At 71.4% G+C, this 15,230-nt stretch carries 13 protein-coding genes; 6 read left to right on the top strand and 7 right to left on the bottom strand.

Going from position 1 to position 15,230, the window contains the following annotated elements; all coding sequences use genetic code 11:
• Positions 1–131: 131 nt before the first annotated feature.
• The 4 genes from ACZ61C_RS41425 to ACZ61C_RS41410 form a co-directional block, all read right to left on the bottom strand.
• Positions 132–1,808, bottom strand: a complete 1,677-nt coding sequence (locus tag ACZ61C_RS41425; RefSeq protein WP_465313418.1) for a peptide ABC transporter substrate-binding protein — start codon at positions 1,806–1,808, stop codon at positions 132–134.
• 32 nt (positions 1,809–1,840) lie between these two features.
• Positions 1,841–3,058 carry an acyl-CoA dehydrogenase family protein gene (locus tag ACZ61C_RS41420; protein ID WP_465313417.1) on the bottom strand — a complete coding sequence of 406 codons (1,218 nt, stop codon included), beginning with the start codon at positions 3,056–3,058 and terminating at the stop codon, positions 1,841–1,843.
• A 217-nt stretch (positions 3,059–3,275) separates the two neighbouring features.
• Positions 3,276–4,106 carry an isocitrate lyase/PEP mutase family protein gene (locus ACZ61C_RS41415; protein ID WP_465313416.1) on the bottom strand — a complete coding sequence of 277 codons (831 nt, stop codon included), beginning with the start codon at positions 4,104–4,106 and terminating at the stop codon, positions 3,276–3,278.
• Positions 4,107–4,141: 35 nt separating this feature from the next.
• Complete coding sequence (locus ACZ61C_RS41410; protein ID WP_465313415.1) at positions 4,142–5,527, bottom strand: AlkA N-terminal domain-containing protein; 1,386 nt, start codon at positions 5,525–5,527, stop codon at positions 4,142–4,144.
• Between the two features lie 199 nt (positions 5,528–5,726).
• Here ACZ61C_RS41410 and ACZ61C_RS41405 point away from each other — a divergent pair, with 199 nt between their 5' ends.
• The 6 genes from ACZ61C_RS41405 (at position 5,727) to ACZ61C_RS41380 (ending at position 11,289) form a co-directional block, all read left to right on the top strand.
• Complete coding sequence (locus ACZ61C_RS41405) at positions 5,727–6,023, top strand: putative quinol monooxygenase (RefSeq protein ID WP_465313414.1); 297 nt, start codon at positions 5,727–5,729, stop codon at positions 6,021–6,023.
• Positions 6,024–6,275: 252 nt separating this feature from the next.
• The gene (locus tag ACZ61C_RS41400; RefSeq protein ID WP_465313413.1) at positions 6,276–7,511 is read left to right on the top strand and encodes an MFS transporter; all 1,236 of its coding nucleotides are present in this window, start codon (positions 6,276–6,278) and stop codon (positions 7,509–7,511) included.
• A 276-nt stretch (positions 7,512–7,787) separates the two neighbouring features.
• Positions 7,788–9,119, top strand: coding sequence for a helix-turn-helix domain-containing protein (locus tag ACZ61C_RS41395; RefSeq protein WP_465313412.1), 1,332 nt, complete (start codon positions 7,788–7,790; stop codon positions 9,117–9,119).
• 209 nt (positions 9,120–9,328) lie between these two features.
• Positions 9,329–9,931, top strand: coding sequence for a hypothetical protein (locus ACZ61C_RS41390; protein WP_465313411.1), 603 nt, complete (start codon positions 9,329–9,331; stop codon positions 9,929–9,931).
• A 199-nt stretch (positions 9,932–10,130) separates the two neighbouring features.
• Positions 10,131–10,286: a hypothetical protein gene (locus ACZ61C_RS41385; RefSeq protein ID WP_465313410.1), complete on the top strand. Its 156-nt coding sequence runs from the start codon at positions 10,131–10,133 to the stop codon at positions 10,284–10,286.
• A gap of 148 nt (positions 10,287–10,434) precedes the next feature.
• Positions 10,435–11,289: a dimethylarginine dimethylaminohydrolase family protein gene (locus ACZ61C_RS41380; RefSeq protein WP_465313409.1), complete on the top strand. Its 855-nt coding sequence runs from the start codon at positions 10,435–10,437 to the stop codon at positions 11,287–11,289.
• Positions 11,290–11,343: 54 nt separating this feature from the next.
• On the opposite strand, the gene ACZ61C_RS41375 is transcribed toward ACZ61C_RS41380, so the two are convergent.
• The 3 genes from ACZ61C_RS41375 to ACZ61C_RS41365 form a co-directional block, all read right to left on the bottom strand.
• Positions 11,344–11,772, bottom strand: a complete 429-nt coding sequence (locus ACZ61C_RS41375; RefSeq protein ID WP_465313408.1) for a cupin domain-containing protein — start codon at positions 11,770–11,772, stop codon at positions 11,344–11,346.
• A 253-nt stretch (positions 11,773–12,025) separates the two neighbouring features.
• The gene (locus ACZ61C_RS41370) at positions 12,026–13,396 is read right to left on the bottom strand and encodes a PLP-dependent cysteine synthase family protein (RefSeq protein ID WP_465313407.1); all 1,371 of its coding nucleotides are present in this window, start codon (positions 13,394–13,396) and stop codon (positions 12,026–12,028) included.
• Between the two features lie 73 nt (positions 13,397–13,469).
• The gene (locus tag ACZ61C_RS41365; RefSeq protein ID WP_465313406.1) at positions 13,470–15,134 is read right to left on the bottom strand and encodes a glycoside hydrolase family 99 protein; all 1,665 of its coding nucleotides are present in this window, start codon (positions 15,132–15,134) and stop codon (positions 13,470–13,472) included.
• Positions 15,135–15,230: the final 96 nt, after the last annotated feature.

Below are 15,230 nucleotides of genomic sequence, written 5' to 3'. Positions count from 1 at the left end.
AACCCCGCTCCCGGGCTTTCTCTCCCCCCCCCCCCCACCCCGCCTCCCCCCCCCCGCTTTGTTGCTTTTTTTTTCTCTCCCTTTTTTTTGGCGGCCCCCCCCCCCCCCCCCCCCCCCCCCCCCCCACGGGGCTACTTGCTGACGGTCACGCTGAACAGGTCGAGCTCGCGGAACTGGGTCGGCTGGACGTTGTGCAGGCGCGACGCCCAGGCCGCGGTGCCGGACTGCCACCAGATCGGGATGGTCGGCATGTCGGCCAGCACCAGCTTTTCCGCCTGCTGGTAGAGGGCCTGGCCCTGCTTCTGCGACGGCGCGGCGTCGGCCTGCTTGAGCAGGTCGTCGACCTTCGGGTTGGAGTACTGGCCGACGTTGGAGGCCGCGCCGGTGCGGAACAGCGGGTTGAGGAAGTTCTCGATCGACGGGTAGTCCGCGACCCACGCCGAGCGGTAGATGCCGGTGACGCTGCGGTCGTTGAGCTTCTTGCGGAAGTCGCCGAGGGTGGTCTGCGGGGTGAACTTGCAGGTGCGGCCCAGCGAAGCCTGGATCTGCTTGCAGATGACCTCCATCCACTCCTGGTTGCCGGAGTCGATGTTGGACGTCAGCTCGATGTCACCCTGGAAGCCGGAGGCGTCGAACAGCTGCTTGGCCTTCTGCGGCTCGTAGGTGCACAGCTCGCCGCACTGGTTGTCCAGGTGGCCCTGCACGTTCGGGGCGACCAGGCCGTCGGCCGGCGTGCGGCCGCCGTTGAACACCTGCTGGATCAGGGCCTTCCGGTCGATCGCCATGGAGATCGCCTGGCGGAACTGCGGGCTGTCGTAGCGCTTGTCGAACAGCGGGAACGCGATCGCCTGGTAACCGAGGTAGGTGTAGGTCTTGCGCCGGTCCTCGGGCAGGTCCTTCTTGATCTTGCCGCCCTGGGTCGACGTCCACGGCGTGAACGACAGGAAGTCGAGCTTGTTCGCGATGACGTCGGCGTAGGCCTGGTCCAGGTCGGTGTAGAAGCGGAAGTCGATGCCGCCGATGTTCGGCTTCTGCGAGCCCGAGAAGCCGTCGAACCGCTTGACGACGAGGTCCTTGCCCGGGGTGTAGGAGTCGAACTTGAACGGGCCGTTGCCCACCGGGTGCGCCTCGAAGCCCTTGCGGTCGGCGAAGAAGCTCGCCGGCATCGGGAAGAACGCGGCGTACCCGAGCTGGACGCCGAACTCCGAGAACGGCGCGTCGAGCGTCACGGAGAAGGTGCTGTCGTCGACCAGCTTCAGGCCGGACAGCTCCTTGGCCGCGGGCAGGTTCGCCGGCTGCTTGCCGTCGGCGGTCGCGTTGTTGACGTCCGCGAAGCCCACGACGTGCGAGAAATAGCTCGCCCCGGCCATCAGGTTGGGGGAGTAGGCGGTGTAGTTCCACGCGTCGACGAAGCTCTTCGCGGTCACCGGCGTCCCGTCGTGGAACTTCCAGCCCGGCTTGAGCTTGACGGTCCAGACCTTCGAGTCGGTCGTGGTGATCGAGTCCGCGACGGCGTTGCGCGGCTCGGCGGTCTTGGCGTCGTACTCGATCAGGCCGCGGAAGAGCGTGCCCAGCACGCTGATCCCGCCGACCTCGGTGGTGTTGCCGGGCACGAGCGGGTTCGCCGGCTCGGTCTCGCTGTAGCTGATGACGGCGTCGCGGTCGATGTTCGCGTCGGTGGCGGCGGCCGGGGCCGCGGCCCCGACGTCCTTGGGCGGTGCGGTGGTGTCGCCGGTCGGGGTGCTGCACGCGCTGAGCGTCACGGCCAGCGCGGCGGCCGCGCACAGGGCGGCCCGGAACTTTCGCATCGGTCTCTTCCTTCGGTGGGGGCGGATGTGCTTCAGCGCTGCGCCGAGGTGATGCCGAGCGCCAGCGGGAACGCGGGGCGGCCACCGAGCAGGTGGGCGCCGGCGGTCTGCAGGATGCGGTCCTGCGCCACGATGTGCTGGCACATCGTCGTGGTGTCGCGCAGCCAGCGGTCCAGCGGCGAAGGCCGGTAGATCGCCGACGTCTGCAACAGGTCGTAAAGGCGGGTCACGATGGAGCGCGCGGTGCGGAACGCGTGCCGCCGCGACAGCGGCAGGGCGGCGCGTTCCGCGGGGGTCAGGTCGTCGAGGGAGCCGCCGGCGGACAGGACTTCGTGCTGGCGCCGCAAAGCCCCGTACACGCCGTGGCGCGTGGCGGCGAAGTCGGCTTCGCAGTCGGCCAGGGTGATCTGCGTGCGGTAGTCGTCGGCGCGGCCGGCGGTGACGGCGGCGTCGCGGGCGTGGTCGAGCGCCGCCCGGGCGACCCCGAGCGCGACCCCCGGCATGTTCCGCATGTGCACCTCGGGCTGGGCGAGCGGACCCGTGCCGCCCCGCACTTCGGCGAACGTGAGCGCGCGTTCGGCCGGCACGAAGACGTCGGTGATCGTGTAGTCGCAGCTGCCGCTGCCGGCCAGGCCGGTGGTGTGCCAGGTGTCGACCACCTCGACGTCGGATTTCGGCACCATCAACAGGATTGAGTCGTGCGCGGACCCGTCGGCGCCGGGCTCGGGCCGGCCGTCGCGGTAGAGGAACGCGCCGGAGATCACCCAGTCCGCGTGCGTCACACCGCTGCCGAACTGCCAGCGGCCGGTGAGCCGGTAGCCGCCGGGCACGATCTCCGCGCGGCCGTTGGGAAAGAGCAGCCCGGCGGTCACCATGTCGAGGTCGGGGAACATCTCGTCGGCGACGGCCCGGTCCAGGAACGAGGCGTACAACCCGGTGTCCGAACCGATCATCGCGCACCAGCCGGCGCCGGTGTCACCGTAGGCGAGGGCTTCGACCACTTCGGTCTGCTCGATCGACGTGAGCTCCGGACCTCCGCGGTCCCGGGAGAACCCCATCCGGAACACGCCGGTGGCGCGCAGCAGCTCCACGACGTCGGCGGGCAGCCGGCGGGCCTGTTCGATCTCGTCGGCCCGCTCGCGCAGCACCGGGGCGAGCGCCTTGGCCCTGGCCAGGATCTCGGCGGCGGTCGAAGGCGCGGCCAGGTCGTCGCCACCGGGGCGGGCGGGCAGCGGCTCAACGACGGTCATCACATCACTTCCTCACGGGGGTCGAGTTGCTGGTCGCGGACTCGGTCCGTACCGCGTGGAAGTCATTCAAGCCACCGGGTGGATTGGCAGAAACCCTTGTCCACCCTGGAAAATCAATAGCGCATGAATCAGGTTGACAGCGGGGTCCGCACACGAAAAAGAGCCGCGACGAGACCGGGAGGTCTCGTCGCGGCTCTTTCGACCCGCTGGGGGAAGGTCAGCGGGTGACGGCGCTGTTGACCGCGCCGAAGTCCAGGCCGCCCTCGAGCGCGCCGTAGGTGCCCTTCTCGAGCAGCTCCGCCGCCGCGCGCTCGGCGACCGCGTACGCGGCCTGGGCGATCGCCGTGCCGACGCTGACGCGCCGGACGCCCACCGCCGCCAGCTCGGCCACCGTGGGCGCGCCGGGCCACACCATCACGTTGACCGGCAGCGGGCTCTGCTCGACCAGCGTGCGCAGGACCTCGAGGTCGACCAGCCCGGGGACGAACAGGCTGTCGGCGCCCGCCCCCGCGTACGCGCCGGCGCGGGAGAGCACCTCGTCGAGGCGGCCTTCGGGCTCGCCGATCCCGAAGAGGTAGACGTCGGTGCGGATGTTGATCCACAGCTCGGGCAGCCCGGCTTCGGTCGCCGCGGTGCGGGCGGCGCGGATCCGCTCGACCTGGGCGCCGACGTCGAACAGCGGGCCGCCCGGGGCGGTCGAGTCCTCCAGGTTGACCCCGACCGCGCCCGCCTCGACGACCGCGCGGACGGTCGCGGCGACGTCTTCGGCGGACGGCCCGTACCCGCCCTCGATGTCCGCGGTCACCGGGACGTCGACCACCCGCACGATCCGGGCGACCAGCTCGGCCATCTCCTCGCGGGTGAGGCCGTGGCCGTCGGGGCGGCCCGCCGACCACGCCACCCCGCCGCTCGTGGTGGCGATCGCCGGGGCGCCCGCCCGCGCGACGATCGCCGCGCTGGCCGCGTCCCAGGCGTTCGGCAGCACCAGGGTGCGGTGGTCGTGCAGGGAGCGCAGGGTCTCGGCGAGGCCGCGCTGGGTGCTGTGCATGGATCTCTCCTCAGTGTTCTTCGTCGGTGCCGAAGTCAGGCGACCGGGACGGGCACGCCGGCCGCGATCAGGTGGGACGCGGCGAACGCGCGCCACGGCTGCCACCGGGCGGCCAACTCGACGCTGTCGTCGAGGATGCCGTTGTCCAGCAGCGCGGTGCAGAGCGTCCGGTCGGCGCCGGGGAACGCGTCGGGGTAGCCGCGCCGCAGCGCGATCTGGTGGGCCGTGCTCTCGCCGAGTCCCGGCACGCCGGTGAGCGCGGTGACGAAGTCCGCGAGCGGCGGCCCGGCGTCGAGCAGGGTCTCGTCCGCGGCGACGGCTTCGGCGAACGCGCGCAGCGTCCGGGCGGTCGTCGCCGGCAGCCCGGCGGCGGTCAGGTCCGCGGCGGCGAGCACCCCCGCGGAGGGGAAGAGGTGGGTCAGGCCGTCGTCGAGCCCGGACACCGGCTTGCCGGCCACGGTCACCAGCGCGGCCAGCTGCCGCCGGACCCGCGGCCGGGCGCTGTACTGGCTCAGCACCGCTTCGACGGCGACCTCGAACATGCCCCACGCGCCCGGCACCCGCAGCCCGGGCCGCGCTTCGACCAGCGGCGCGATCACCGCGTCCCCGGTGAAGGCCGCCTTCGCGGGCCGGGTGTCGGTGTCGACGCCGAACATCGCCCCGACCCGGTCGACGACGTGGATCAGGCCTTCCCAGAACGGCAGGTGCGCCCGCAGCAGCAGGTGGTCGTCACCGCCCCGCTCGACCTCGATGACGCCGGCCTCGCCGTCGAGGCTGATCGTGCGCCGGTAGACCCCGTCGCGCACCGACTCGACGCCGGGCACGGCGTGCTCGTCGAGGTAGCAGGCGAGGGTGTCCCAGTCCAGCGGCGGGGAGAACGGGAGGCGCATGGCCAGGCCGCCGTCGGCCGCGAGCCGGTCGGCCCGGCGGCGCCGGTTGCGCAGCTCGACCGGGGAGGCGCGGAAGACGAGCTTCATGTCGCGGTTGAACTGGCGCAGGCTGCCGAACCCGGACGCGAAGGCGACGTCGGCGACCGTGAGGTCCGAGTCGTCGAGCAGGCGCCGCGCGAAGTGGGCCCGGCGGGAGCGGGCGAGCTGGTCCGGCGTCACGCCGAGGTGGTCGTTGAACAGCCGGCGCAGGTGCCGGGGCGACACGGCGAGCCGCTCGCCCAGCCCGGCTTCGGTGCCGGTGTCGAGGGCGCCGGCGATGATCATCTGCACCGCGCGGCAGACGAGCTCCGGCGCGTCGGCGCCGACCGGGCCGGCCACCCGGTAGGGCCGGCAGCGCAGGCAGGCGCGGAACCCCGCCGCTTCGGCCTCGGCCGCCAGCTCGAACGTCTTCACGTTCTCGGCCAGCGGCTTCGCGCCGCACCCCGGCCGGCAGTAGATGCCGGTCGTGACGACGGCCGAAAAAGTTGTCATACCCCAGATCTAGGGGATCCGGGGCCGCGGCGCTAGCCACATCCGGACATGACAGCAAGCAACTCGATGACCGGCTTTCCGGTGACCGACTCCCGGCGGCATCGTGTCCGGATCTGGCGAGACCGCTCCGGCGGATCTCGGCCAGAGTTCCCCTCGAGCCGCGACGCGCTCCGGCGTCGCACTACAGAGAGGTTTCCCCATGCTGGCGAAGGTGTTCCCCATCCCCCTCAAGCCGGGCAAGCAGGCCGAGGCCGAGAAGCTCGTGGAGGAGTTCGCGCCGCTGGGGCCCGGTCAGGAAGAGGGCACCGTCTCCTTCCGCGTGTACCGCGACCCCGCCAAGACCGACTACCTGCTGTTCGTCGAGCACTTCGCGGACCAGGCCGCCTACGACGCCCACACCGGCTCTTCGGCCTACCAGAAGCTGATCGCCGGCCAGTTCGCCGACCTGATCGTCGAGTTCGTCGAGATCGACCACGAGCTCGTCGTCGCCCTCTGACCCGGGCCTCCCGCGCGACCCACGGCCGGATGCAGCAACCGCTGCGTCCGGCCGGTCGCATGCACGGCGGATTCCGCGGTATTACCTACACGTTTCGGGTGAACTCGCAACTCGGAGCGGGCTGAGTTTGATTTTCCGGTACAGACAAGTCTCCCGGTCAACTCCCGCGGCGGCTGGAATGGGCACGTCCGCACTCCCGGTGCAGCCGAATCGGTGCGGCACAACCCATCCGCTAGCCCTGGAGGCACGGCCGTGACCGAGACCATCAACAAACCCGCCGGTGTGCTGGCGGTCCTCCGCCGCACCCCCACGCCGGTCCGCTACCTCCTCGCCGGGGTGCTGGTCAACCAGCTCGGCGCGTTCGTGCAGACCTTCATGGTGCTGTACCTGACCGTCCGCGGCTTCTCCGCGGGCCAGGCCGGGGTGGTCATCGCCGCCTACAGCGTCGGCTCGATCCTCGGCGGGCTCGTCGGCGGCGAGCTGGTCCACCGCGTCGGTCCCCGCGCCACCATCACGACGGCCATGGTCGGGTCGGCCGTCGTCCTCGCGCTGGTGCCGCTGTTCAGCCGCCCGGCGCTGTTCGGCCTGCTGATCGCCGGCCTGCTGCTGGCCGGTCTCGCGACCCAGAGCTATCGCCCCGCCGCGGCCATCCTGCTCAGTGAGATGATGCCCGCCGACGACCGCGTGATGGCATTCTCCATGATGCGGATCGCGCTCAACCTGGGGGCGGCGCTCAGTCCGCTGGTCGCCGCGGCGCTCATCCTCGTCGACTGGAACCTGCTGCTGTGGTTCGACGCGGCCACCGCCGTCGTCTACGGGCTGATGGCGGTCCGGTTGCTGCCCTCGGTCAAGATCGAGCGGGAGGTCGTGGAGCCGGGGGAACGCCGGTCGAGCGGAACGCGCCTCGCGTACGCCACCCTGTTGCGGGACGGGCGGTTCGGGTTCTTCCTGGCCTCGGTCCTGCTCGGGTCGATCATCTACGTCCAGTACACCGTCGCCCTGCCGTTGAAGATCAGCGCCGAGGGGCACTCGACCGGGCTGTACAGCGCGGTGCTCGTCACCGCGTCGGTGGTGCTGATCCTGTGCGAGCTGAAGATCACCGCCTACGTCACCCGCTGGCCGGGGTACGTCGCCGCGACCGCCGGCACCGCGCTGATGGGCCTCGGGGTCGCCGGCTTCGGGATCAGCGGCGGCTCGGCCGTGGCGCTGGTGGCGTGCACGATCGTCTTCGTCTTCGGGATCATGGTCAACGGCCCGACGATGTTCGCTTACCCGTCGTCCTTTCCCGCCGCGGTGAAAGCGCGGTACATCAGTGCCCACCAGGCCACTTTCGGATTGGGAATGGCCCTGGGTCCGCTGTTCGGGGTCACCGCGTGGGTTGCGCTGGGTAACGGCGTGTGGTGGTTGTGCGGAGTGCTCGGGATCGTCGCCGCCCTCTGCGCGTTCCTCGGCATGACAGCGTCGCGTACGCGGGTTGTCACGGCCTGAGCAAGGCCTGGTTCCCTGATGGAGTAACCGGGTCATCGGCCGTTCGGGCTCACCCGTCGGCCGATGACCCGGATGGTCTCCGTTCACCGCAACCATTCGGACGTAATTCCAGCCGCCCCAAGAGGCAATTGTTGCACTTTAAAGAAGCGTGAAACTGGCAACGTCTTAACTCTGCGTGTAAGTCGTTCACACGAAAAGCCTAACGTGACCCCCGAACGGCGGTAGAGACCGGACACCGATTCGGAGACGCTAAGTGAGTTAGGGGAAGGAAACGTAATGGGCAGACCCGAAAAGCCGGTCAACGCAGCAGGTGGTGTCGCAAGCCAATTCGCACAGGAACTGAGGGCCTTGCGCGCACAAGCGGGAAATCCGACATATCGTGAAATGGCACGATCCGCGATGTTCTCATCGTCTGTTCTCTCGAGCGCGGCGAGCGGCAACCGCATGCCGTCGCTGCAGGTCGCGCTGGCCTTCGTCGCGGCGTGCGGCGGAGACGAGCAGACCTGGCGGCAACACTGGTACGCCGCGACGGGAAGCTATCCGGAGCCCTCCTCGAGAGGGCGGAAGGAAAGACAGCCGTGGCTGCGCTGGCGCGGGGGCGACCTGCCCCACCCGGCGCAGCTGCCCCAGCGGCCGCGGGGGTTCACCGGCCGGGCGGCGGAGCTGGCCTGGCTGAGAACTCCGGGGGACACCCCGGTGGTCATCAGCGGGCCGGCCGGGGTGGGCAAGAGCGACCTGGCCCTGCACTACGCCCACGCGGCCGCCGCCGAACGGGCCGACGGGCAGCTCTACGCCGACCTGGGCGGCCCCCGGCACGGGGGAGCGGCGCCGCCGGCGCCGGCACTGGCCGACGTCCTCGACGGACTGCTCCGGGCACTGGGGGTACCCGACGAACAGCTGGGAGGGAGCTTCGACCACCGCGCCGGTCTGTATCGCACACTGCTGGCGGAACGGCGGTTGCTCGTCCTCCTCGACAACGTCAAAGACGAGTGCCAGGTGCGGCCGCTGCTCGCGGAGACCGCGACCAGCACGACCCTGCTGGTCAGCCGCAACCGGCTCCTGGGCCTGCGGGACGTCCGGCGCCTGCAGCTCGCCCCGCTCTCCCGCGGTGACTCGATCGCCATGATCACCGCCGCGGTGCCGCACTTCGCCCTCGCCGGCGGCGCGGAGCGCGACCGGCTGGCCGAGTTCTGCGGCGACCTGCCGCTGGCGCTGGACATCGCGCTGCGCAAGATGGCCTCCCGCCCGCACCTGACCCTGCGGGGCGTGGTCGAGCAGTGGTGCGACCACGGGCAGGCGCTGGACTGGCTGAGCATCGGCGACCTGTCGGTGCTCGAGACGCTGCGGTCGGCGTACCGCACGCTGAGCCCGGCCGCCCGCGTGATGCTGTGCCGGCTCGCCCGGTCGCCGGCGGGGGACCGGATCGCCGTCGCGACCGAACGCGACGAGCAGCTGGTGGAGGAGGTAGCCGACGCCGGCCTGCTCGCCCACTGGCACCACGGGGCCGACGAACGGCTGCTCTCACCACTGGTGCGGGCGTTCGTGCTGGGACCGGCCGAAACCGTGGACCACGAGCTCACCGTCGCCGGCTCCGCGCCGGCGGCCTGACCACAAGGGGGCGGGGGCGGCCGGGCAGAGGTGCCTGCCGCCCATCCCTCCGTTCCCCCTTTTGCCGCCGCAAGAATCGCGTTAATTGTCCTCCGTGGCCAAGGGTCGCCACCAAGGCCCGCGATGACCTGTAATACCGGAAGAAAGAACGGCGCCGCGCGATCCGTTCGCCGAACCCCCCTGCGGTTCTCTTCCGGAAGGACATGGCCATGCTCGAGGACCGGATTCCGGTACGTGTCACCGAACCCGAACGGCTCGTCGCGGCCGGCCCGCCGGTGCGCGGAAGCCTGGCCTGGCAACGGATCCGGAACTGCTCGACCTATCTGGTGGCGGCCGCCGCGACCGCGTTGCTCGCCGTGGCGATCTGGCTCTCGGCCCACGTGGACCCCGGCCCCCGCTGGCACGAAATCGCGTTGTTCGCCCATCTCGCGTCCCTCGTCCTCGGGCTGGGCGCGGTTCTGGTCGCGGACTACTTCTTCGCTCTCTGGCTGTTCCGCCGCGTGACGTTCGCCGAGGCGGTGCGCAGCACTTCGCAGCTGCACCTGCTCGTGTGGTCCGGGCTGACCGGGCTGGTCGCGAGCGGTGTGCTGCTCCAGCCGGACCTGCGTTCCCCGGCCACTTTGCTGAAGCTCGGGCTGGTGCTCGGGCTCACCGTCAACGGCGTGCACACGGCCGTGCTGGGCCGTCGGATGGCCGGGGTCACCGGCACCCCGGGAACCCGGCTGCTCGTCCGCGGCGCCGTCACCACGGCGGTTTCGCAGATCTGCTGGTGGGGTGCCGTGGTCATCGGTTTCCTGAACGCGACCCGCTGAATTCTCCCGCCCTTCGTTTCCGCGTTCGGCGAAACGCCACAACCCCACAGGATCGAACACGTGTTGTCAGCCATTGTTTCCGCCGCGCCCGCCGAGCTGTCCGGATCTGGCCAGACGAGCGGGGCCCGCGAACGCCACTCTGAGAACACCCGGCCCCCCGAGCGGAATGCGGCCGGGAAGTCCACGAAAGGAAGGAACCATGATCACCAAGGTCTCGCGCGTCCTGGGGCAGGCCCGGCGGGCCGCCGGCGCGCTCAACCGGTCGAGCAGCATCGGCCAGCGGCTCGACGAAGCCCGCTCGACCACGGACTACCTGCTGACCATCGAACTGTTCCGGCTCCGCGGCCTGGGCTGACCGGCGTCGCGTTCGCCGGGGCCGCCCGGTCGGCTCCGGACGCCCAGTGCCGTGCGCCCGGACTCGGTGCGGCGGTGGAGCCCGGGACCGGCCGGGCCCCGCCGGCGGGGCCCGCCCTCCGTCCCGCCCGCCCGACGAAAGAGCCACGATGACCAGCACCGTTCCCGCCGTCACCGCACCAGCCGCCGCCACCCGGGAAAAACAGTCCCACCGCAGGCTGCTGATGTGTTCGGCGCAGCACTTCCGCATCGACTACGAGATCAACCCCTACATGCACGCCGACGTCCAGCCGGACCCGGCGGCCGCGGCGGCCGAGCACGACGGCATCGTCGCCGCGCACCTCGCCGCGGGCCGCACGGTCGAGTTCGTCGAGGCCGACCCGGCCTGCCCCGACATGACGTACACGGCGAACGCGGCCGCCGTGCGCGGCGACCGCGCCGTGCTCGCCACCCTCCCGCCGGAACGCGCCGCGGAGACCCCGCACCACCGCGTCTGGTTGGAGGCCAACGGGTTCGACGTCGCCGACACGCCGTACGCGTTCAGCGGCCAGGGGGATGCCTTGGCGTGCGGGGACCTGCTCCTGGCCGCGCACGGCCAGCGCACCGACGTCCGGGCCCACCGCGTCCTGGCCCGGCACCTCGGGTACGAGGTCGTCGCGCTGCGCACCACGAGCGCCCGGTGGTACGACCTCGACCTGGCGGTCGCGGTGATCCACCCGGGCCGCACCCTGGCCTACAACCCCGAAGCCCTGGACCGGGCCAGCCTGCGCACGTTGCGCGGGCTGGGCCTGGAGCTGATCGAGGTCCGCCCGGCGGAAGCGGCGCGGTTCGCGCTGAACCTCATCAGCGACGGCCGCACGGTCACGATGACCACGGGCGCGCCCCACCTGGCGGCGGACCTGCGCGCGCTGGGCCTGACGGTCGTGGAGCTCGACACGACGGAGCTGCGCAAGGGCGGCGGTGGCATCCGCTGCACGGCGTTGACCCTGGACAACCCGGCCTGACCGGCCCGGCCCGCGGACTGGCTCGTCCCTCCCGGCGCGTCCACAGTGGACGAGTCAGTCCCCGGGCACCTCGACCGGCGACCAGAGGCTCGGCAGGTTGACCACGATGCCCTCCTGGCTGCTGCGCGCGATGATCACGACGGCTTCCTCGTCCGTCGGGTTCTCTTCGCGGTGCGGCACGTACGGCGGTACGAAGATGTAGTCGCCGGGCCCGGTTTCGATGCGGACCTCTTCGTCACCGTCGGCGAAGACGAACACCGGGTGCCCGGACTTGACGTAGATCGCGGTCTCGGCCTCGCCGTGGTGGTGGTCGCCGGAGTTGGTCACCGGCGCGACGTGCGTCTCGCCCATCCAGACCTTCGACGACCCGACGGTCTTGCCGGAGATCGCCTCGAGCCGGGTCATCCCGGTCGTCTGGTTCGTCTCGCCGGTCAGGTCCGCCCCGCGGACGTGGCGCAGCGGCTGGTGCCAGAGGTCGCTCATCGGGGAATCGTAAGCGCTGCGGCCCGAAACCGCCGGGCCCCGTCCACCTCGACTACAACGCCACGACGCCGGTCGACCACCAATACGCCGTCGCGTGCTGGCCGCCGCCCGGGCGCAGGTCGCCGCGCTGATCGGGGCGCGGCCGGGGGAGATCGTGCGCACCGCGTCCGGGAGGCGGGCACCGAGAACGTCGTGCCGGCCGCGGCGCTCGGGACCGCCGCCCGGCCGGCCCCGTCGAAGCGCTGAGCGCCGGTCAGGAACCGGGCTGAGACTGTCCCTTGTGGACGATCCCGGCCACCCGTCCGTCCACGAGGACCCAGGCGTGCTCGTGCCGCTCCGCCGCGTGCTGCTCGCCGACGCCCACCGCGGGCAGCGGGCCCGTGACGTACCCGGAGATCGGCTCGTCCGGCTTCGCCACGCCGTCGGCCACCAGCTGCCGCAGCGCCGGGACGTCGAGGGCGCCGGTCACCTCGGCGTACGACGGCGGTCCCGAGGCGCCGGGGCGAGCCGGGCCGATGGGCCAGAACGAGGCCTCGTGATGCTGGTCGGCCAGGGCGAGCGCCTCGCCGACCGACGCCGTCCCGGCCAGGCCGGGCACGGCGGCCGGCGCGGGCTCCTCGCGCACCTCGACGCCGGTCGGGAAGCCGAGGTGCCCGAGCCAGTCGTCGTCGAAGTACTTGGACAGGTACGACCGGCCGGAGTCGGGCACCACCACGACGACCAGGTCGTCCGGCCCGAGGTCACGCGCGACGCGCAGCGCGGCGGCGACCGCGGTGCCCGCCGACGCCCCGAGCAGCAACCCTTCTTCGCGCGCGAGGCGTCGGGTGACGAGCACGGATTCGCGGTCGCTGACGGCTTCGACCCGGTCGAGGACACCGGGGTCGTAGGAGCGGGGCCAGACGTCCTCGGCGGTGTCCGGGTGCCGGTAGTGGCCGATGGCCTCGACCACGTACGGGCTGCCGTCCCCGCCGGAGTACACCGAGTGGTCGGGGTCGGCGCCGATCACCCGCACCCGGCCGTCGCTGACCCGCTTGAGGTGCGCGCCGGCGCCGGTGATCGTGCCGCCGGTGCCGATGCCGGCGACGAAGTGGGTGAGCCGCCCGCGGGTCTGCCGCCAGATCTCCGGCCCGGTGGTCGTCTCGTGGGCGGCGGGGTTGGCGGGGTTGTCGTACTGGTCGGCGAGCCAGCCGTCGTTCTCCTCGGCGAGGCGCCGGGCCGTCCGCCGGACGTGGGCGGGGTCTTCGAGCGCCACGGCGCCCTCGGTGACGACGACCTCGGCGCCGTAGGCCCGCAGGATGGCCGTCTTCTCCCGGCTGGTCTTGTCCGGCACGACGACGGTCAACCGGTACCCGCGCTGCGCGGCCACGATCGCGAGGCCGATCCCGGTGTTGCCCGACGTGCCCTCGACGATGAGCCCGCCGGGCCGCAGCGCGCCGGACCGTTCGGCGTCGAGCACCATGGAGAGCGCGGCCCGGTCCTTGACGCTCCCGCCCGGGTTGAGGAACTCGGCCTTGACGTAGATCCGCGGCCCGTCCACCGGCGCGACCCGCGCGAGCCGGATCAACGGCGTCTCGCCGATCGCGTCGAGCACGGAGTCGAAGGCTTCGACGTCGTCGGATGCCATGCGGGGTCCCCTCGTCGGCCGGGTGGCGGGCACCTCCAGTGTGGCCCGCGACCCGGCCGAGCCGCAGGTCAGCTCAGCGGTAAACCTCGAACCGGGCGATCTGACCCGCCGGCCAGCCGGTGTTGCCGGTGCAGGTCAGCCGTAGGAAACGCGCACTGCCAGCCGGAACACCCAGGGTGACGCTGTTCCCACGAGCCGGGTCGAACACGTACCCCGCCGACGGAACCAGCGTCGTGAACGAGCCGCCGTCGGTACAGCCGGAGAGGGCCAGCGTCTGCGTCCGGGCACCCCACGCGCTCGACGGCGGCACGGCCACCACCACCCGCGTCACCGAAGCCGCCGCGCCGAGGTCGACCTGGAGCCACTGCGGGAACGCGTTGTTCGCGCTTTCCCAATAGCTGTCCGGGTTTCCGTCGACGGCATTGCCCGACCCGTAGTTCTGGGTGTGGCTGCTCTCGGCCGTCGCGCGGCCGCGGGCCAGGTCGGTCGAGCCGCCCGTGGTCAGCGTCGGTGACGTCGGGCGGGTTGCCGTCAGCGGGAGCTGGCCCTTGAGCATGCGGCCGCCGTCCGCGGTCAGCCGCAGGTAGTAGTCCGACGAGCACGCCGTTCCGTCCTCGTCGAGGGCGAGCAGCCCGGCGCCGACCGGGGACATGGACGCGTTTTCGGCCGTCTTCGCGATCTGGTTGCCTTCGCCGTATTCGTCGAACATCGAGATGTAGATGCCCTGCACCCCGGCGCGCACCATGTTGTAGAACTGGCGCCACATGAAGTCGCCGTGGGCGCGTTGCCGCCCGGAAACGTCGCCGGGCAGGACGCACGGCTGGTAGTCGATGCCGTGGGCGGTGCAGTCGGCCAAGTCCGGCACGGTGAGGTTCTGGTACATCCAGTCGGCGCCCGCGACGTCGCTCACCGCGCCCACCATCCACGGCGAAATCATATTGAAGGCGCGGTAGACGTCGCCGAAGCCGGGCCGCGAGCCGCCGTCGCTGGTCCGCCACTCGCGGGGGACGCCGCCGATGACGTAACACCCCTGGCCCTTGAACCAGTTCACGACGTCGAGGCAGGTGCCCGCGTCCCACGGATGGTTGCCGTCGTTGTACCCGAACCCCCAGACGCAGACGACCGGCTTGCCGTTCTGGCGCGCGTAGGCCGGCGACGCCGTGTGCGCGGCCATCTTCGCCGTCCAGTCGGCCTTCATCTCCGGCTGCATGTTCGCCCAGCCGGTCGCGTCGTACATGATGTAGAACTTCCGCCCGTGCGCCTCGGCGGCGCTGCGGACCTTGGCGGCCATCGCGTCGCGGGTCGGGCCTTCGCTGCTGTTGGGGTTGAAGCGCTGCAACGCCGCGGTGTCGCAGCCGTTCTGCTGCATCCACAGGAAGTGCGTGTCCACGGTCTGCTGGTCGTAGGAGGAGAACAACGTCGCCGGCCGGCCGTTGCCGAGGTTGGCGTACGCGGTCTGGTACGTGCGGGTGTACTCGCGCATGTCCGGCCAGGCCTTGATGACGTTGTTGGACGGCGACGGCGTCCGCCCCCAGTCCTGGCTCCAGTGCCACCAGCCGTTGATCGGCGCGCCGTCTCCGGCGCAGGCGAACCAGCCCTGGTACCCGACGGTGATCTTGCCGACGACGTCGCCCGGCGGGCTCGCCGCGGCGGCGGTGCGGGCCCCGGCGAGGGAAAGCGCTCCCCAGGCCGAAGCGGCGGCGGCTGAACCGAGCAACGTCCTGCGCGAGATCGCCATGCCGGAACTGTAGGCTCCGAGACAAAGAGTGGCAATAGTCATACATTTTTCAGAAATTTTCGTACATATGTCTGCAAAGACAGTAGGGCCCCGACG

The sequence above is a fragment of the Amycolatopsis sp. NPDC104587 genome (assembly GCF_055583645.1).
Note: the sequence above shows the minus strand (reverse complement) of the source record. Positions and strands in the feature narration are given on the sequence as shown.